The 18,360-nt window shown below is 48.2% G+C and carries 26 protein-coding genes; 25 read left to right on the top strand and 1 reads right to left on the bottom strand.

The features are described from left to right. Positions 1-3: 3 nt before the first annotated feature. The 11 genes from J2Z18_RS10210 to J2Z18_RS10160 all read left to right on the top strand — a co-directional run bounded on the left by J2Z18_RS10210 (position 4) and on the right by J2Z18_RS10160 (position 6,679). A complete protein-coding gene (locus J2Z18_RS10210) occupies positions 4-795 on the top strand; it encodes a hypothetical protein (RefSeq protein WP_210094633.1) in 792 nt (263 codons plus the stop codon). Continuing rightward, on the top strand, positions 785-928 hold the full coding sequence (locus J2Z18_RS10205; RefSeq protein WP_210094632.1) for an XkdX family protein: 144 nt from the start codon (positions 785-787) through the stop codon (positions 926-928). Before J2Z18_RS10210 ends, J2Z18_RS10205 begins: the two co-directional genes overlap by 11 nt. A gap of 25 nt (positions 929-953) precedes the next feature. Further along, entirely contained in the window at positions 954-1,472 is a 519-nt protein-coding gene (locus J2Z18_RS10200; protein ID WP_210094631.1) for a phage distal tail protein, read from the top strand. Between the two features lie 12 nt (positions 1,473-1,484). Beyond that, entirely contained in the window at positions 1,485-3,686 is a 2,202-nt protein-coding gene (locus tag J2Z18_RS10195; protein ID WP_210094630.1) for a phage tail protein, read from the top strand. 41 nt (positions 3,687-3,727) lie between these two features. Continuing rightward, on the top strand, positions 3,728-4,291 hold the full coding sequence (locus J2Z18_RS10190) for an MDR/zinc-dependent alcohol dehydrogenase-like family protein (RefSeq protein WP_210094629.1): 564 nt from the start codon (positions 3,728-3,730) through the stop codon (positions 4,289-4,291). Between the two features lie 63 nt (positions 4,292-4,354). Next, complete coding sequence (locus J2Z18_RS10185; RefSeq protein WP_210094628.1) at positions 4,355-4,552, top strand: hypothetical protein; 198 nt, start codon at positions 4,355-4,357, stop codon at positions 4,550-4,552. 54 nt (positions 4,553-4,606) lie between these two features. Further along, on the top strand, positions 4,607-4,996 hold the full coding sequence (locus J2Z18_RS10180; protein ID WP_210094627.1) for a hypothetical protein: 390 nt from the start codon (positions 4,607-4,609) through the stop codon (positions 4,994-4,996). A gap of 18 nt (positions 4,997-5,014) precedes the next feature. Continuing rightward, positions 5,015-5,281, top strand: coding sequence for a phage holin family protein (locus J2Z18_RS10175; protein WP_210094626.1), 267 nt, complete (start codon positions 5,015-5,017; stop codon positions 5,279-5,281). Beyond that, entirely contained in the window at positions 5,278-6,066 is a 789-nt protein-coding gene (locus tag J2Z18_RS10170) for an N-acetylmuramoyl-L-alanine amidase family protein (protein WP_210094625.1), read from the top strand. The genes J2Z18_RS10175 and J2Z18_RS10170 overlap by 4 nt, the downstream gene beginning before the upstream one ends. 211 nt (positions 6,067-6,277) lie before the next feature. Then, positions 6,278-6,460 (top strand): hypothetical protein, encoded by a 183-nt coding sequence (locus tag J2Z18_RS10165; RefSeq protein WP_210094624.1) that lies wholly within the window; start codon positions 6,278-6,280, stop codon positions 6,458-6,460. A gap of 15 nt (positions 6,461-6,475) precedes the next feature. Beyond that, entirely contained in the window at positions 6,476-6,679 is a 204-nt protein-coding gene (locus tag J2Z18_RS10160; RefSeq protein ID WP_210094623.1) for a hypothetical protein, read from the top strand. Here J2Z18_RS10160 and J2Z18_RS10155 read toward each other — a convergent pair. Beyond that, positions 6,638-7,558 carry an ATP-dependent DNA ligase gene (locus J2Z18_RS10155; RefSeq protein ID WP_446686409.1) on the bottom strand — a complete coding sequence of 307 codons (921 nt, stop codon included), beginning with the start codon at positions 7,556-7,558 and terminating at the stop codon, positions 6,638-6,640. The genes J2Z18_RS10160 and J2Z18_RS10155 overlap by 42 nt on opposite strands. A 385-nt stretch (positions 7,559-7,943) precedes the next feature. On the opposite strand from J2Z18_RS10155, the gene J2Z18_RS10150 reads away from it, so the two are divergent. The 14 genes from J2Z18_RS10150 (at position 7,944) to J2Z18_RS10085 (ending at position 18,339) form a co-directional block, all read left to right on the top strand. Further along, the gene (locus tag J2Z18_RS10150) at positions 7,944-8,903 is read left to right on the top strand and encodes a hypothetical protein (protein ID WP_210094622.1); all 960 of its coding nucleotides are present in this window, start codon (positions 7,944-7,946) and stop codon (positions 8,901-8,903) included. 31 nt (positions 8,904-8,934) lie between these two features. Then, a complete protein-coding gene (locus tag J2Z18_RS10145) occupies positions 8,935-9,312 on the top strand; it encodes a hypothetical protein (RefSeq protein ID WP_210094621.1) in 378 nt (125 codons plus the stop codon). A gap of 83 nt (positions 9,313-9,395) precedes the next feature. Continuing rightward, entirely contained in the window at positions 9,396-9,746 is a 351-nt protein-coding gene (locus J2Z18_RS10140; RefSeq protein WP_210094620.1) for a hypothetical protein, read from the top strand. Between the two features lie 324 nt (positions 9,747-10,070). After that, positions 10,071-10,274 carry a hypothetical protein gene (locus J2Z18_RS10135; protein ID WP_210094619.1) on the top strand — a complete coding sequence of 68 codons (204 nt, stop codon included), beginning with the start codon at positions 10,071-10,073 and terminating at the stop codon, positions 10,272-10,274. Positions 10,275-11,254: 980 nt separating this feature from the next. Next, entirely contained in the window at positions 11,255-11,719 is a 465-nt protein-coding gene (fur, locus tag J2Z18_RS10130; RefSeq protein WP_007129758.1) for a ferric iron uptake transcriptional regulator, read from the top strand. A 248-nt stretch (positions 11,720-11,967) separates the two neighbouring features. After that, positions 11,968-12,201 carry a YqzK family protein gene (locus tag J2Z18_RS10125; RefSeq protein ID WP_007129759.1) on the top strand — a complete coding sequence of 78 codons (234 nt, stop codon included), beginning with the start codon at positions 11,968-11,970 and terminating at the stop codon, positions 12,199-12,201. A gap of 35 nt (positions 12,202-12,236) precedes the next feature. Next, positions 12,237-13,121 (top strand): site-specific tyrosine recombinase, encoded by an 885-nt coding sequence (locus J2Z18_RS10120; RefSeq protein ID WP_007129760.1) that lies wholly within the window; start codon positions 12,237-12,239, stop codon positions 13,119-13,121. Positions 13,122-13,187: 66 nt separating this feature from the next. Further along, positions 13,188-14,012, top strand: a complete 825-nt coding sequence (locus J2Z18_RS10115) for a purine-nucleoside phosphorylase (RefSeq protein ID WP_007129761.1) — start codon at positions 13,188-13,190, stop codon at positions 14,010-14,012. A 180-nt stretch (positions 14,013-14,192) separates the two neighbouring features. Beyond that, the gene (locus J2Z18_RS10110) at positions 14,193-15,380 is read left to right on the top strand and encodes a D-alanyl-D-alanine carboxypeptidase family protein (protein ID WP_007129762.1); all 1,188 of its coding nucleotides are present in this window, start codon (positions 14,193-14,195) and stop codon (positions 15,378-15,380) included. A gap of 91 nt (positions 15,381-15,471) precedes the next feature. Further along, positions 15,472-15,825, top strand: a complete 354-nt coding sequence (spoIIAA, locus tag J2Z18_RS10105) for an anti-sigma F factor antagonist (RefSeq protein ID WP_007129763.1) — start codon at positions 15,472-15,474, stop codon at positions 15,823-15,825. Continuing rightward, positions 15,822-16,280, top strand: a complete 459-nt coding sequence (gene spoIIAB, locus J2Z18_RS10100; RefSeq protein ID WP_007129764.1) for an anti-sigma F factor — start codon at positions 15,822-15,824, stop codon at positions 16,278-16,280. The genes spoIIAA and spoIIAB overlap by 4 nt, the downstream gene beginning before the upstream one ends. 11 nt (positions 16,281-16,291) lie before the next feature. Next, positions 16,292-17,047, top strand: coding sequence for an RNA polymerase sporulation sigma factor SigF (gene sigF / locus J2Z18_RS10095; RefSeq protein ID WP_007129765.1), 756 nt, complete (start codon positions 16,292-16,294; stop codon positions 17,045-17,047). A gap of 222 nt (positions 17,048-17,269) precedes the next feature. Continuing rightward, on the top strand, positions 17,270-17,914 hold the full coding sequence (locus J2Z18_RS10090; protein ID WP_007129766.1) for a stage V sporulation protein AA: 645 nt from the start codon (positions 17,270-17,272) through the stop codon (positions 17,912-17,914). After that, entirely contained in the window at positions 17,911-18,339 is a 429-nt protein-coding gene (locus tag J2Z18_RS10085) for a stage V sporulation protein AB (RefSeq protein WP_007129767.1), read from the top strand. Before J2Z18_RS10090 ends, J2Z18_RS10085 begins: the two co-directional genes overlap by 4 nt. Positions 18,340-18,360 lie beyond the last annotated feature (21 nt).

Here is an 18,360-nt window from a genome sequence, read left to right as displayed (position 1 = left end):
CACATGAAAGCCGTACCTAAAGTGAATACAGACGGCCTCTATTTAGAGGATACGCTCGTGGACGATGCCTTTTCCGGTGTCGTCCCTTTTTATGCGGAGCCTGAGCTGCCGATCGATCAAAGCCAGCCAGAGCCAGAGGCCCCGCCGGAAGACGTGCAACCGGGAGAAGTGTCTGAGCCGGAGCCCGTTATAGCGGGGTATATCGTCGGTATCCCGATTATTCCCGGATTGTACCGTCCGCGCTTCGATCTCGTAGCGTGGGAGGCATATCAGAGCGCCATTACGTCTGCCGAAGATGCATATAACGCCGCATACGCCGAATGGTCGAAGCTGCTGGAAGAGGAGCGCGGGGAGCCGCCTATTTACGTCGCACAAGAACAACCGACGTTATGGATCGAGGGATTAACCCCCGAAGAGATCGAGGAGATCACACGGCCGCAGCAGCAGGAGCCGACCGAGCTGGAATTGCTTGCGGAGGAAGTCGAGGTGATCCGGCAGCAAACCGCTGAGCAGCAGGAGGCAATTGAATCCTCAGGAGCGGAGATTGCACAGATGAAGACGACAAGCACGGAACATCAGCTTACGATCAGCACCTTAGGGACCGAGCAGATAAAACTTGACCTCTCGACCCTTGATCTCAAACAACAAAACGCCGTATTGGGTGCAGAGCTTGTCAAAAAGGATATCGCTATTCTTGATTTGCAGTTGCAAAATCAGGCGTTAGGTCAAATGTTGGCCGCGCTGGAATTGAAACTATTAGCTAATGGAACAGGGGGAGAACCGAATGTTCAATAGTGATTTCGAGAGATTGTCTTACTACTACGAGAAAAAATGGGTGTCGGACGTGCAGCTTCGACTCTACGTCCAGTTCGGCGTTATTTCGGCGTCGGAGTTTAAGGTGATTACTGGCAAGGAATACAAGGGTTAATTCCTGACCTGAGAGGAGGAGGCGCATGTTCGGAGGACCATTTAACCGGCTGCCGTTTAATCGTCCCATAACCATGTTTGTCTTCGGCCGGGCCGTCCTCAGCGGCTGCGCCGGGCTCGTGGCTGTATCTGCTGTCGAGATGAACGGACAAACCATCATGGATGGCGAGAGTGGGATGTCTTCAGACTTTATCCGGGAGATCTCCTTTGCCGCTCGGATGGATGCGGATAGCGGAATGGCCGTGGATTTTATACGGGAGCGTCTGCAAACTGCAATCATGCACGGCATTTCCTCCCTGCAGGGCAAGGCAAGCCGGTACCATGTCGACGAGATTGAGTTCACCGGGCCGTTCGTTCCTGGAGACATTATCGTGATCGACAGTGAGAAATTCAAGATTACGCGGAACGGGGAGAATGTATCCCATTTGTACAACGGAGATTTCTTCGACTTAAACCTGGGGACAAATAACCTCACCTGGACTGATCCGGCGACCGGGCGGACGATTCTTTTCCGGATCACCCACCGAGACAAGTTTTTGTATTAGGGAGGCGATATATTGCCTAATCCAACACTGCAGGTTTTTGACAAGAACCTGAAGCGTACCGGCACGCTGATTGACGCTTACGGTATCGAACGACGAAGACGGCTCAATTCCGATTATGAGCTGTCTTTTTTAGTTCCTATGACCAGCGAGGATTATCTTGAAAAGATACAGATCAAGGGCCATGTTCGGGATGAGCGCGGGCAATATTACGTCATCAATACCCGGCAGCGGCAGCGGGATAAGAAGAAGCTCACGTCTCAGATCACTTGCACGCATGTCATGTTCAAGCTGAACGATTACAAGGTGCCGTATGACGAATACATCGATGAGGCTTATGGGATCCACATCTCCACGCTGCTGAATAAAATCAGCGCATGGACCGGCGGACGTTTTACGTTCCAGGTACATGACACCTTCGACCTTTGGGATATCAAGGACTTCGGCCGGACCAATGCGCTCGCTGCTCTGAACCAGGTCGTGAACCTTTATGGCGCAGAGATTCGTCCGGATAACTTCGTGATCCACATCCATAAGAAAATCGGATCCCAGACGGATAGGTATGAGTACCGGACGAAAAAGAACATAATCTCCGATTCGTTCAAAGACGACGGCACCGGCCTTGTGACACGAATGTTTGCTCAGATGAAGGACGGCCGGACTTGGGTCGGGATGTCTGCTGATAACCTGACGGCAGAGGAGAGGAGCCTGCTGCAATCTGTCCCGGGCGCCATCCAAAACGGGAAGGTTATGGTCAACTATCTGCTTTCTCCGTACGTCAATTACTGGGGCAGCGACAGCGTCCCGTTTTTCGACGGGGAGAACATTCAGCAGGACATCGAGGATCCCATGGAGCTGCTGAAGTCTACCCGGGAAGAGCTCCGGAAGAAGGAGATGCCGGAGCTTGAGGTGACGGTGACCGCCGCGGATCTCTACAAGATAGATCGGGAGGAACACCCGCCGGACCTTGGCGATGCGGCCACCGTATACGACCCGCAAATGGGCCTGCAGCGGCTCGGAGTCCGGATCGTGGAGCTAACGGAGTATCCATACTCTATCGACCAGCATACCAAGGTGACCCTTGCCAACTTTGCCCTGAAGGATGACATCGACCTGCTCGCCGACCTGGAGCGGTCGAGGAAGGTGATGGACAATCTGCTTTCCGGCGGGCGGATCCGGACGGAGGTATTTGAGTCTGCAGCGAAACAGGCAATCGTTGACATTAACAATAGCAAGACAGAGCTGATCTACCCGCCTGAAGGCGGCATTCTTGCCCAAGAGAAGACGAACCCTTTGGAGCAGGTCCGCCTTACATCGAAAGGGCTCGGAATTTCAACGGACGGCTGGCGAACGGTTCGGTCAGCTATCACGGCCCGCGGAATATTGGCCGAGACAATAATCGGCCAGCTCGGCAGCTTCGTTTCGATACTGATCGGTAGCGGGAATAACGTCACCCAGATCAACACGAACGGGATCGCTGCAGGGCATGCCAACTTCGGTAGTGCACCGTTTCGGGTGGATATGCAAGGGAATGTGGTGGCCAATCGGCTGACCGCCAATTCAGCGAATATCTATTCATCAAATTTCATGAATGGCGCCATTGTTGGCTCGTCCATAAATGTAGGGAACGGTATGTTTACAGTAAGCTCTGGTGGTCATATGGTCGCACAGAGTGGAGAGTTCAGAGGAAGAATATCTGCATCGACTATTGATGGAGGAACCATAAACGGTACCACTATAATCGGTGCTTCGATAAAAACTGCCTTATCGGGCGAAAGAATCGAATTAGACCCGTATGGTTTTGTTTTTTACGATATTTTTAATGCTAGACGGGTAACTCTCGGAACCAATCCTTCTGCAAATATTTCAGGACACACGTATTACAATTCTTCTAGCCAGTCTCAAGGTCTTATCTATGCAATTGATTATGAACTCCATGTGATAGGGAATAACGGATTAAGGATCGGAACGAATTTTGGTACAACCTATCTGCAGGGTTCTGTGCATTTTACAAACGGTTCTTCTGTTACAGGTTTGGTACTAAGCATCGGCCAGATATCTGGATTGCGATCACAGTTAGATTCGCTCCAATCTCAAATTGATTCGCTTAGAAGTACTTATAATAGCCACACACATACGGTGAATATCGGAACTCATAATCACGGCAATAGCCAAAACCAAAACTGGGGAGGAACATTCCCAACCTCTAGGCCTTAGGATATACTGGAGATATATTCCTAGAGTGGAGGTTCATGAAAATGAAAAAATGGACGTATCTTTTAAGCGGTGTTATTCTTGGAATCTTCCTGACCCTAAGCGGAACTGTTTTTGCTGATCAAGTCAAAAGCTTGATCGGAAAAAAGGTTACTGGAGAAATGACAGTTATCGTCAACGGGAAAGAACTGAGCGAAAAGGGAGCCGTCATCAGCGGCAGAACTAATGCACCCGTCCGTGCTGTTGTAGACGCTGTGGGAGGTGAGTTGAAATTGGAGGGAAAGACAATCCATATCACAACGGAGTCTGGACAAGATCAAAGTAATGACGTGAGTTCTTCCGATAGTAACAACAAGTATATGAATAGCTCTAAATCGGATTTGGAAGAACTAAGAAATAGCATCCAAAATAATCGAATCAAGCCAGCTGTTGAAGAGCGAGAGGGAATACTTAAAGAGATTGAAATTCTAAAAACGTCGGGAATGAACGGAGAACCATCACCAGGACTTGCCGATAAGCAAAAACAATTGGCCGAGTATGATGTAATTATCGCAAAAGCTAAAGAAGAACTACGACTAGTAGAGGAAGCCCTCGCAGTAATTAAATAACGAGCAATCATTAGAGTCCGGTAACCCCGGGCTCTTTTATTTTGCCTCGAAGGGAGGTGCCCTATGGCAAGGATGACAAAGGTGGAACTGCTTATCGATCTGACGACCCCGGTGGATGAAATAGCTGCAGTAATAAACATCATGCTTCAAGCATATCCGGACAAGCAGCTCGAAATCTTACAAGCGGTTGATCATGATATCGGCGAGGCTCTGGCCAGGTTGCAATCGTCCGACGAAGCTGAGAAAGAAAAAGGCGAGTAAGATGCCCCTGGATTTGGGGCTTCATAAATTTTTGACAGATTAGGGGGACGGGGGATGAATCAAACACAAGGGGTGGGTGACGTGCACGATGTAAATACATTGGTTAGTCTGCAAATTCAGCTTGCCCGAATTGAGGAGACGTTGAAGCCGCTGGCGGCATTGGTACCGTCTGTAGCAGATGTTAAGGAAACGTCACGGGAAGCTCTTGCTTGTGCTCAACAAGTGAAACAGAAGCTTGAAGGGCTGGAAGCGGAGTTTAACCAAACCAAGACCATTGCCGAAGAAGCGCTCAGGAAAGCGAACGCTGCACTTGAGACACAAAAGGCACAAGCCGAGGACCAGAAATGGTTTAAACGTACGTTTTATGGAGTGGTCATTACTGGTGTAACTGGTGGGATTGTCGCTGCCGTCTGGGCCGGCATTAAGCTGGCCGCACTTAATTAACGAGAGGATGAATTGTAAATGGAGTGGAACGTGATTTTTGAATTGATAGATCCACGGTTGTTTATCGTGGTGGCCGCATGTTGGGTAATCGGTATCCTTTTGAAGCAAATACCAGCTGTTCCAAACTGGATCATTGTCTATGGGGTTGTGATTGCTGCTATCCTATTAACCTTCGGTTTAATTGGTTGGAGTGTGGAAACATTGATACAGGGTATCCTTTCAGGCGCATTTGCGGTATTCGGGCATCAGGCTATGAAGCAGGCGAAGGAAGGGATTAAGTCATGAAGAAAGTATGGATTGATGCTGGGCACGGTGGGAAGGATCCGGGAGCAGTCGGAAATGGCTTAAAGGAAAAGGATATCGCTCTGACGGTATCCCTTGGCGTCAAGCGACGCCTGGAAGCAGAATACGAAGGCGTTCAGGTGTTGATGTCCCGGTCGACGGATGTGTTCCTTGAGCTGTCGGAACGGACCAATGCGGCCAACAAAACCGGCGCGGATCTCCTTGTCTCCATCCATTGCAATGCCGGCGGCGGAGCTGGCGGCTTCGAGTCCTTCCGCTATACGGATGCTTCGGCCGCCTCGCGGTCTTTGCAAAACAAACTTCACATGGAGATCATGGCAACCCTTAAGCCGCACGGCGTGATTGACCGTGGCCAGAAAGCAAAGAACCTTCACATGTGCCGTGAAAGCAGAATGCCCGCGGTCTTGACCGAGAACCTATTTATTGATGTGTCGTCGGACGCGGACAAACTAAAGCGCCAGGAAGTCATTGACGCTTTGATCGATGGACACGTAAAGGGGATCGCGAAGTATCTGGGTTTAAAGAAGAAGGAGGGTAAGTCGATTACCAAAGAAAGGGATATCAACGTTGTCAGCTCGTGGGCTGCGCCAGCGTGGGAGGAAGCTACGAAGGAGGGGCTCTTTGACGGGAGCCGTCCGGGTGCTCCATTTACTCGCGAGGAGGCAGCTGCTGTTTTACTTCGCATGGAAAAAAACATTCTGGAAAAATTGAAAACCAAGTATCAAGGTATACGAGGGGAAGGAAATACCTATAATTGTGGTGAGTGATGTACCTTTCCCCAGGGCATCTACTCTTCCTCCTCTGTTCACGAGTTAGGATCGATCTCGTATTAGAATTCGAGATCGATCCACATTATGTATAAATCGTAGCAGACTACCAAGACCCTGCTAGCCTATAACTGGCTGGCAGGGTCTTTTTGCTTTTTTAATACCCAAAAGGCAAGCACCTTATGGTAATATTTTCATTATGAGACGATATATGAAGCCGCTGACTGCGGACATACACTTTTATACCGCTATGCTCGATCAAACACCTATCGCCGTATTTATAGCGGACGAGCTGGTCGGTTGCGGCCGGATACAAGAGATCACGGAGAACAGCATCAAGGTTGGAGACGCGCGGTATATGCGAGAGAACTGCACGTTTAAATACGCAAACTAAAAGGGAGGTGAAAAAGTGCCTGATAAATATACAACTGATATTTTAGAGAGAATCAATGATATGTCTGGTTCTGACGCTCGAAAAATCCTCGCAGAAATCTTTATTGAAATTAGAAGCATTGGTGTTGGCGGAAAAACTGAACAAGATGCATTTAATGCTATTAAAGGAATTTATCGCTCAGAGGTTGTTGGATTTATTAAAGAAAAATATGATGTCTAAACAATAAACTCCACAAAAACCGGACTCCGAAGCATTCCCGCCCGCGTCCAATTCCGCATTTTCACGCGCGCACGAATTCGCGGCTCTACGTACACGAATTCGCGGCTCTACGTACACGAAATTGCGGTCCTCTCCGGTAATAAGCGGTTTAACAACGTTATAAAACGCCTTCTTATGAGTAGGATTTGCGCCTAGTTCGATAATACCGGCTGGGCGCATTTTTGCGTTATCGTAAATGCTCGCAAGCCACCCGAATTCTTCTTTCCGATATCCCGTTATAAATACGTCCGCGTACGACCAATTTATTACCTTCTGCCAATTATCCGAGCGTCGCCCCGTTTCATAACTACTATCCTTTCGCTTGCCGACAACGCCTTCCATGCCGCGAGACTCGATCTGCTCAAACAGCGCCTCACCAGCGCCATCAATATAGGGTACAATGCCGAAACTTGTAGACGGCAACGGGAGCTGCGCGAGAATTTCTTTGCGTTTCATCAGTGGCAGACGACGCAAGTCTCTACCGTTATACTGAAGTACGTCGAAAATGACGAAAGTGGCCGGTAACGATAGGGATAGTGCTGCTATCTTATCGGCCTTCTTCGCCTGGAATCGCATCATGACGGCCTCAAAGTCAGAGTTGCCGGTCGCTGGATCAACGCAAGCGATTTCGCCGTCTAAAACAATATCGTGCGGAAATATGGCACCAGCAACCTCAGGATATTGACGCGTACAATCGTTGTTATGGCGAGTGTACAAGCGGACATCTCCGTTGTGTTGTGAAAATATCAAACGATGGCCGTCGATCTTCGGCTCAAAAATAAAACGAGAGCCCGAGTATGGGCTAGGTGCTGTTGCAAGTAGCATCGGGTCAATAAACATAAAAACCCCCTTTACCGAATTATACTGCTTGGCTTTAGGGTAACGTCACGGTAAGTGTTGGTAACCCATAACTTAAAGCTAGCCTGTATCTCAAGAGATCAAAAGTTCTCACGGATTCGAAACAGGTAGGAAGAGACGATGCTAGTGATATCTATAAATAGCGTGTTAATAGGAAAATTTACCTACTAATTTTCCAATATATAGGTTACAATACAAGAAAAATAGACATGAAGCGATATTAGCAACATGTCCTTAAAAGCTTGAGTGAGATAACACTCAATATTTTTAACTGTTAATATTATAGTATACGAAATGATTGTGATATGTCTAGAGTGGAGCTTTTTTGGACTTGCCGATATCTCTTTACAAGGGAGAGATTTATCAGTTGAGGATTAACAAAATCGAGTTCACAAAAAAGGTACCTAGTGATCGTGTCAAGCATGTTATTGATCAAGAAAAAATCGAATGTAGTAAGACAAGTATTGAAACGATGTTTGATGGTATTCAAGAAAAGAAACCTCACACTCTAGAAGAGTTATATAAGGAGTATCGGTATGCCGGAAAAACAGCAGTTAATATCTTCGAGTGTACTGATTTTCCTGAAGGGTTGAAAGTAAAAGAAGGATTTCTTGTGCACTTGAAGAGAAAGTTAAACATCACTTCCGCATTGATCGGTAATGAATTAAAGCCTGAAATAACCACTGTACCTCAAATAAATCTTATAGAGGACCTTGGTGAGGCAGTCTTACTTCAGTGGGTATCTGGAGAAAAGAAGATTGGTTATGATGGATACGAGGTTGTAGAACGCATTGTACCTTCTTTTGAGTACATGATGATCAGATTTGGTGATCCAATCTTCATTGAACTACGGTCAGGTTTTTCGACACATAAAAAATATAAAGAAGCACTGAAGAGTTTATTATCGACGAGTGCGGACAATATCCCCAATATCGATTGGTTGCCAGTAACTAAAGTCACTGAGGCAGAAGCCGAGAAGATCTCAGAAATTTTAGAAGCTGGCTTACTTGAATCTGAAGTAATCGGAGAGGGATGTATTGGCAAGCTTGCTGTTAGCGCTGCGCCGGGAATAGATGACCTCAAAAAGCAAGAGCAGTATAAAAGCATGGTAGCTGGAAGAGAATATTTGGCACAAGTTTTTCATGTGGACTATCGTGAAGTTGATACAGGGTATTCTACGAAGGTGAAATTTCGCATAAACCATAAAGGGGGCTTTGAATTTAAAAGTAAAGTAAGTGAACGTATAATTAGAAGGATTTTGGATGTATTTGTAGAAGTCAGATATAGAAAAGAATCTGATCAAGGCAACAATGAAGCTGTGTCATGAAGATAAAACATTTGAAAGGTAGGTTCTTTTTATGATCATTAATACGGTAAAGATCGATGAGATTCTTGAAGGTCTAGCATATGATAATAAAAACCGTTTTAATGCTTACTTTGTTGCCTACCTTTCAGAAGAAAAAGACATTGATCGGGTTAATGACTACCTGATGATGAAAGCACAGTTTGGTGTTTTAGAGGTAAAACTCGAAACAATATGTCCAAATGATCATGTTGACCAGCAATTTGATTGGGGAAAACTACCTGATTGTGAGATTAATTGCAGGCTTTGTGATGATGATGAAAGTTATTTTCCTGATCCTGAAAAAACGAATATTGTCTTCAATTTTACAAAGGAATACGTTGAGGCATTAAAAAAAAAGCAGCAAAACAGTCAGCAACTGATAGCAATTTAATACAACCCAGACAAAGCGTACCGAACGAACCTTATACACTCGCAAGGTATATCCATAATGGGGACATTTATATAGGAGGTTATATGCAGCATAACAATGATTACTCGAGAAAAATGGACGGGGTAAGTTTCGATGGTGCGACTTTTAATGGGGTTGCAAATTTTCAAGGTGACAACAACACTCAGTCCTTTCAATCCGGCCTTGACAATCAGACAGAAAAACTTTTTACAGCACTTATAGAGGAGATTAAGAAACTTCCGGACGCAGATGAGATTAATGATAACTTAGAAGATTTAAGTAAAATAAAAGAGGCAGCTGCTAGTAAGAACAAAGAAAGAATGATCAAATTTTTCAAAAGACTGAGCTCTGTAATTCAGGTTTCAGCTGCTGGGGTGGATCTTGCCAAGAATTTAGGTATCTTGGCCTTGCTTTAATTTTCATACCGTCATCCCGACAACAAACTCGGCCCTCGTAGCGTTTGCTATGATGGGCCTTTTCTAATTCGTAATCAAATTGCTCCTCTTAAATCTTCTTAACAAATCAATGTCATTATGTGATTTCACCGTAATTCAACCAGATGACTGCATATTTCATGAGTCCCCTACAAGTTCCTCATTACATATTCTAGTTGCGTTTTTTTGTTTCCATCGTCGCCTAAGTAAAATTACAGCATAGTATAGTCCCTTCAATTTACCATTGATAATAGAACGAACGTTCGCATATAATACAAACAAATGTTCTTCTTGGAGGCGAACAAGATGAGAAATTTCATTGGCGAGGTTATCGAGCTCATTTACATAGACCGCAAAGGCAAGATTACTCAGCGTAAGATAAGACTGCAGGGGATTCGACATAATTTGATTCGTGCGACTTGTTTAAATACCAATCAGCCAAGAGTTTTCAGAATGGATAATGTCTTATCCTGGGAGCCGGCAAAGGGGGCAGGAAAAGATGCTTCCTGATTTAGAACGTAAGATTCTTAGGGTTTTGTACAATTATGCAAGCCAGCACCATAGGATACCCACAATGCAGGCCTTAGAGATAATGGCTGGACGAAAGAGTCAACAAATAAAGAGAGCTCTATTAATGCTGGAAAAAGAAAGGTACATTGAATGGGAAGACAAGTCCAGACTGGAAACGATTAAGATTGTGGAAGGGTGGGAAAGAAACCCTGAAGCACATAGTCGGACTTCACCAAAGGTGAGTGCACGGTATTGGACGGATTACTAGGTACCAATCACCAAGATTTGGCTTGCCCTTTCAAGTAAGAAGGCAGTGGATCCCGAATCGGAAGAAACTCACGAAGGTGAACATCGTATTTGACGAGTTGAATTAGAAGGAGAACACAGAAAAGTTTTTGGTTGAGAAGCTCAGCCGCTTGGCTAAGTTTGCAGCGAATCCGATCATCAGCTGTCATTATCTCAACCAACTGAAACATATGCGGGAGAGTTGCGGAGTGCCAACGCTTCATATATGCTGATAAGTGGATGCGACAAATAGAATTACAATGAAATTGTATCCTTTTGAGATGGAAGACATACTCAATCTTAAACGATTCTATATAGTTTGAACTTGATTAAGAACAAGATGCTCGATTTATTACAAAGTTACCAAATTGCCTATCTTAAGCAACAAAAGAGGGCCGATATATTACCGACCCTATCTTATAAAAAATCACATGAAAATCACGAAAATTGAAAAGTTATAAAAAGACGCACGGAGTAAAATCATAAATTATGTCCACGACCAATAAAAAACAGATATAGAGAAAGCTCGAAAAAGTTACGAATATACTAGTAGATGATGCAGTGGGTAACCCCGATGCTGCTGTAATGCCGCGTGTTTTAGCGGAGAGTAAAAGCGTTTGACTTTGTTTGTCAAATCCCCCTATAATGAAGGAAGTGACAATGACGTGCAGTGATTTCCAAGGGGGAGGGAAACGATGGAAGCGCGGATCGACAAAATTAAGCAGCAGCTGCAATCCCAAGGTTACAAATTAACGCCCCAGCGGGAAGCCACGGTTAGCGTGTTGTTGGAGAATGAAGACGACCACCTTAGCGCAGAAGATGTATTTATGCTCGTGAAAGAGAAAGCTCCGGAGATCGGTCTGGCAACCGTATACCGTACCCTGGAGCTGCTGAGTGAGCTTCATGTCGTAGAGAAGATCAATTTCGGCGATGGTGTCGCAAGATACGACCTTCGAACAGATACTTCGAAACATCATCACCATCATCTAATATGCACTCAATGTGGAAGCATGGATGAAATACGCGAGGATTGGCTCGGTCCCTTAGAGGAACGACTGGAGCGCGAATTCAATTTCACCGTGCACGACCATCGGCTTGATTTCCACGGCATATGCTACCGTTGCAAGGAGAAGGGCAAGAACGACCCTGATAAATCTTAACTTATAACCAACATCATATGGCGTGGTGATTCATCACGGCAAAGCCCTCTTTAACGCATACAGCCGGGAGGGCTTTTCATTTGGGTAGGAAATGGACATGAGTACATACTCGATTCAGGCGGGAATCGTGCCGAATTGCGCTTTGCCCCTTATCGGATGCCGGTATATATGCCGGCCCGGTATCATAGTCTTAATGTGACGAGCTTTCGGGCTCAAGCGTACAAAGAACACAAGGGGGACGCATGATCATGATTATATCGATCCGCAAAATCGCCGCATGGATCCGCTTCATTTCCATGTTCGCCCTGTTAACGATGTTTTTCTATTATATCCTTGGATGGGTGGGAGACTGGTTAACCCCATCCGACCCTTACCGTACGCCGACCGGTCATGCCGTAAAGGCATTTCAGCCGGAGAGCACGTTAGATGCTAGATATTCGCCGATGGAACGTCTCCGTTTATATTACTGGTATGGCGAGTAGATGTTCCAAAGGGCATGCAGGGTCAGGTGGAAACGATGCTTCAATATGTAGATGAATACTTAGAATATTTGGAAGAGTCAAAACGATTGTCGCCGCGAACGATTGAGTCGTACCGGACGGACATCATCAGCTTTATCGCGTTTGCGGCCGAGAGGGACGTCACGGAACCAGGGGATGTTAATCGTGCGCTGCTCGGAATATACCTTGGCCGAATGCGCCAGCAGGGGAGGGCGGCTTCGACCCAGCTGCGCTGCATCGCGTCGCTCCGGTCTTTTTTTCAGTATTTGGTCCGCCGGGCCGTCATCATCCAGGATCCCACCTTGCTGCTGGAATCGCCCAAGCCGGAGCGCAGGCCTCCTAAGGCTCTTGAGGAGCAGCAGGTAGACAAGCTGCTGGCGGCTCCGGATTGCGATTCTCCGCAAGGGGCAAGGGACAAGGCGATGCTCGAGCTTCTCTATGCCTCCGGAATTAAGGTTTCGGAGCTAGTGTCGCTGAGCCTGGCCGACGTGGATCTACGGATGCGATTTTTGCGCTGCGCGGCAGGTGAGGGTAAGGAACGGATCCTGCCGATCACAAGAACCGCTGCCCGGCATGTGGAATTTTATGTCCATGAAATGAGGGACAAGCTGCTCAAGGATGATGGGGAAGACGGACTGTTCCTGAATACGCAGGGCAAACGGCTGTCGAGGCAGGGCTTTTGGAAAATTATCAAGAAATACGGCAAGTCGGCCGGTATCGAGGAAGAGATCACGCCTCACACGCTCCGGCATTCCTTTGCGGTCCATTTGCTGCAGAACGGAGCTGACCTGCGCTCGGTACAGGAAATGCTTGGGCATTCGGCACTTTCCACGACGGGCATGTACCAATCGGCCAAGAAGAGCATGAAGGAAGTGTACGACCACTTTCATCCCAGGGCTTGAATATAGACGGCTTTGCATATGATCTGCAAATCATAATCGATAACCACACAGTTAGGGGAGAACGAGATGAGTTCAGTAAACCAAGCAAGCATTAAAGAAGCGGCGGAATATATCCGCCGGCAGCATGACGTCAAGCCCGAGGTAGGTCTCATCCTGGGTTCGGGTCTTGGCGTCCTGGCGGATCTGATGGAGAATGCGGTATCGATCAACTATCAAGACATCCCGCATTTTCCGGTATCGACGGTTGAAGGTCATGAAGGCGAGCTGCTGCTGGGAACGATTCACGGCCGGAGCGTCGTGCTGATGAAGGGCCGGTTTCACATGTATGAGGGCTACGGCCCCGAGCTGACTGCCTTTCCTGTCCGGGTCATGAAGGAACTTGGGGTGCAGAGCCTGCTTGTCACCAATGCGGCCGGCGGCATCAACACGTCCTTCGAGCCGGGAGATCTCATGCTGATCTCGGATCATCTGAATATGACGGGAAAAAATCCGCTGATCGGACCTAATGATCCGGCGCTGGGCGTCCGGTTCCCGGATATGTCCGAGGCATACAGCCGCAGACTGCGGCAGCTGGCGAAGGAAATTGCCGTGAGCCAGAGCGTTGTCCTCAGAGAAGGGGTTTACGCCGGCTTGCTGGGTCCAACCTATGAAACGCCGGCCGAAATCCGGATGCTGCGTACCCTTGGCGCCGACGCGGTTGGCATGTCAACCGTTTCCGAAGTGATCGTAGCAAGACATGCCGGACTAGAGGTGCTTGGCATTTCCTGTATCAGTAACATGGCAGCGGGAATTTTGGATCAGCCGCTTTCCCATGACGAGGTAATGGAGACCGCGGAGAAGGTACGAGAGAAGTTTCTCGGTTTGGTCATGGCGATTATCCCGAAAATGTAATCCATCTTACGGAAGAACAGAAGACCTGTACTTGCGAGGCGAATAACGCTGTCGTTTAGTACGGGTCTTTTTTTGCATCCAGCCTAAATACTGGAATAATTTGTTTCCAACCTGACGACAATGGTTAGAGAGACCCGTATACGTACGGGATGCCATTACGAGTGTCAGGAGGGGACGGAATTGAAAAAAGCGTTAATCGCTGGACTGTTTGCTTTCATTGTTGGATGGTCCAGTGCGGCAGTTCCAAGCTATGCCGAGGAAAACAGTAATACCGGCGGATTATCCCAAGGGGAGCTGGCGCCTAGTGCCCGTTCCGCCATCTTGCTTGATGCGGATACCGGAACCATCATTTACGAAAAAAACAGCCATGATAAGCTGCCTCCGGCCAGCATCACAAAAATTATGACGATGCTGCTGACGATGGAGGCGATCGACGAAGGACGTTTGAAGTTAACCGATAAGGTTCGCACCAGCGAGTATGCCGCTTCGATGGGGGGATCCCAAATCTTCCTCGAGCCCGGGGAAGAAATGACCGTCGAAGAAATGCTCAAGGGGATCGCTATGGCATCCGGCAACGACGCTTCCGTTGCGATGGCAGAGAAGATTGCAGGCACGGAGGAAGCCTTTGTCAAGCTGATGAACGAGAAAGCGGCGGAGCTCGGGATGAAGGATACGCATTTCGTCAATTGCAACGGATTGCCGGCAGACAACCATTATACTTCGGCGCATGACATCGCCCTGATGAGCCGCGAGCTGCTGAAATACGAGGGAATCACGAAGTATACCGGCGCCTATCAGGATTATTTGCGAAAGGATACGCCAAAGCCGTTCTGGCTGGTCAATACGAACAAGCTGGTCCGTTTTTACACGGGGGCGGACGGTTTGAAAACCGGCTATACCTCGGAGGCCAAATTTTGCTTGTCGGCAACGGCCAAGCGGGACGGATTGCGCACGATCGCGGTGGTGATGGGAGCTCCGGATACGAAGACGCGCAACAATGAAGTGTCCCGGTTATTCGATTATGCCTTCTCCCAATATGCGATGCATTCCATTTATAAGCCGGGTGAAGTGCTCGGGGTCCTGAAGGTACAGAAGGGCAGCGTGCCGGAGATTACCATTCAGGCCGACAAAGAGTACAACGTGCTGGTCAAAAAGAATGCGAAAACCGAGGATATCCGGCATGAGCTTCAATGGACCGAAGGTCTGAAGGCTCCGGTTGCCGCCGGGCAAGTGATCGGAAAGCTGTCGGTTTACCAAGGGGACGCGCTGGTGAAGGAATTTGAACTGACGTCACCGGTCGAGGTGAAGAAAGCCGGATTCTGGAAGCTTTTTAAACGGACGACAGGCAAGTTGTTTCATGTAGATTGATAGGAGTTTTCTTCTAGTTTTGTCGGGGAGCAGGAAAGTCTTTTTCCATTGTAGAAATCTTTGTTCATGTCAGGGAGGAGAGTGAGCAAACATGAATCTGCATGTTGATATGGAGCATCACAGGCATGTGCTGATCGTTCGTTTGTCCGGGGAACTCGACCATCATACGGCCGATTCGGTTCGTCTTCAGCTGGATGAAGCCATCCAGCGGCGGCAAACGGAGCACTTGGTGCTAAGCTTGAAGGATCTGGAGTTTATGGACAGCTCGGGTCTTGGCGTCATTCTGGGACGCTATAAATTCATCAAGCAAAAAGGCGGCAAGATGGCGGTCTGCGACGTCAAACCGCAGGTTTATCGTCTGCTTGAAATGTCGGGCTTGTTCAAGATCATGCCGATCTATGAGAACGAGGGTACGGCGCTCTCGGGTTTGGAGGTAGTGTCATGAGTGAAGGTAAGTCGCAGCATAATTTTATGACTCTGCAGTTTGCCGCCAAGTCGGAAAACGAATCCTTTGCCCGTGTTGCCGTGGCAGCGTTCATATCCCAGCTGGATCCGACGATGGATGAGCTGAGCGACCTGAAGACGGTCGTATCCGAAGCGGTGACCAACTGCATCATTCACGGATATGACAGCAATCCGGAGGGGATCGTGAAGATCGAAGCTTCGATTGACGGAGATATCATCACCCTCTGTATTGAAGATGACGGCAGAGGCATCGAGGATCTGGAAATGGCCAAGCAGCCGCTGTACACGTCCAAGCCTGAGCTGGAGCGATCCGGTATGGGGTTCACGATTATGGAGAACTTCATGGATGAATTTGAAGTGGTCAGCCAGCCGGGCAGCGGCACCTCGATCAAAATGAAAAAGAGGATCGAATCTAAGAAAGCTTTATATAATTAGGGGTTGGACAAATGGATGCCGATGTGAAAAAAACTTCGCAGACTTATTTGGACGACGCGGAGGTCAAACGACTCATTGCACTCAGCCAAAACGGGGATCATGTTGCCCGGGATACGCTTGTCAATTGTAATATTCGGCTTGTCTGGTCTGTCGTTCAGCGGTTTATGAACCGGGGGTATGAGCCGGATGATCTTTTTCAAATCGGCTGTATCGGTCTCCTGAAGTCCGTGGACAAGTTCGATCTCAGTTATGACGTAAAGTTCTCTACCTATGCCGTGCCGATGATTATCGGGGAGATTCAGCGCTTCCTGCGGGATGACGGGACCTTGAAGGTCAGCCGCTCCCTCAAGGAAATGGCCAATAAAGTCAGGAAGAAGCGGGACGAGCTGTCCAAGCAGCTCGACCGTCTGCCGACGGTGAAGGAGGTTGCCGAGGAGCTGGGGGTAACGCCGGAGGACGTGGTGTTTGCCCAGGAAGCCAACAAGCCGCCGACCTCCATTCATGAAACGGTATTCGAGAATGACGGGGATCCGATTACGCTGATGGATCAGATAGCCGATGATTCGCAGGAGCGCTGGTTCGACAAGCTGGCTTTGAATGAAGCGATCGGAAGCTTGACCGAACGGGAACGCCTTATCGTTTATTTGCGGTATTACCGGGATCAGACGCAATCGGAAGTGGCCAGCCGGCTCGGGATTTCCCAGGTACAGGTGTCGAGGCTGGAGAAAAAAATACTGCAGAGCATTCGGAATGAAATCGCGCAGTAGCGCAATTGCCGATTCCGGTATGCTGTGTGCTCGATACGAGCGCCTCTTTCGAAATGGAGAGGCGCTTTTTCGTGCTCGCGAAGAGGTATAGGCTATGCTCCTTTCTTTGTGAATGCAGCATTATTGGATCATTTGAGGGCGCAGTCTTTTTGGAGAAATGGAGTAGAATCCACAGCGATTTCCCATACTAACGGTAATTTAGCAGTAAAGGAGTGTTTTTGGATGAAGGTCAATCCCACTCCGACGGTGTTTCTGCAGCTGCGAAGCCGCATACGTATTCCGAAAGACCAAACCGTCAAGCTTGGCGATGTCGCTTTCATCGTCTGCGATCCGGAATGGGAAGAACGGCTTGCCGCCCTTCCCCTCGTGCAGCCGAAGGACATGGACGGCAATCGGATGGTGATGGACTTGATCCAGATCATACCGAGGATCCGGCAGCTCATTCCGGACGTGCATATCGAGCCGATGGGCAACCACCATACGCTACTCGAGCTCACCGGACCGGAGAGCAGAAGCTCCAGGCTGTGGTTCCCGCTCGTTTGGCTGCTGCTGTTTTTTGGGTCGGCGCTTACGATTATGAATTTCCATGCGGACGTCAATATGCTCGAGGTGCAGATCCGAATAGTCGAGATGGTAACGGGAGAAAGGGATGAGCATCCTTACCTGTTCCAAATTGCCTATTCCCTTGGTCTTGGGTTCGGCATGACGGTATTCTTCAATCATTTGTTCAAGAAAAAGTGGAACGAGGAGCCGACACCGCTGGAAGTCGAAATGTATCTGTATCAGGAAAACCTGGACCAGTATGTCGTGGCCGAAGAGTATCGGAAAATGAATAAGGCGGCAGAAGGGCGCGGGAATGAATCATGATGACCTCGATGCTCCAGGGAATATTTACGTGCGTGCTTGGCGTGGCAGGGGGGATCGCGGTCGGAGGCGGAGTCATTGCCCTGATCATCGTGCTCGATATCATCCCGCGGCTGTCCCAGTTAACCTCGACCTATCACCGGGTCCATTGGTATGAGGGAGCGCTGATTTCCGGCTCCTTTATCGGCACGCTTGCGGACTTCTGGCATTGGTCGGTTCCGCTCGGGCCGGTTGTGAGCACGATCATCGGGCTGATGTGCGGCATCTTCATCGGCATGCTGGCAGCAGCACTGACGGAAGTATTGAATGTTCTGCCAATTTTGGCGAAGCGGCTTCGTTTAACCGGTTATTTATTCGGGCTGCTGATGGCGATGGTTGCCGGAAAGGTCGCCGGCTCGCTGTTCGATTGGCTTATATACAATCAATGATAGTTACTCGATCAGGAGGTA

The organism is Paenibacillus lactis (assembly GCF_017873605.1).
Classification (GTDB): Bacteria; Bacillota; Bacilli; order Paenibacillales; family Paenibacillaceae; genus Paenibacillus_AQ; species Paenibacillus_AQ lactis.
The sequence above is the reverse complement of the archived record's forward strand: the minus strand, read 5'-3'. Positions and strand labels throughout refer to the sequence as shown.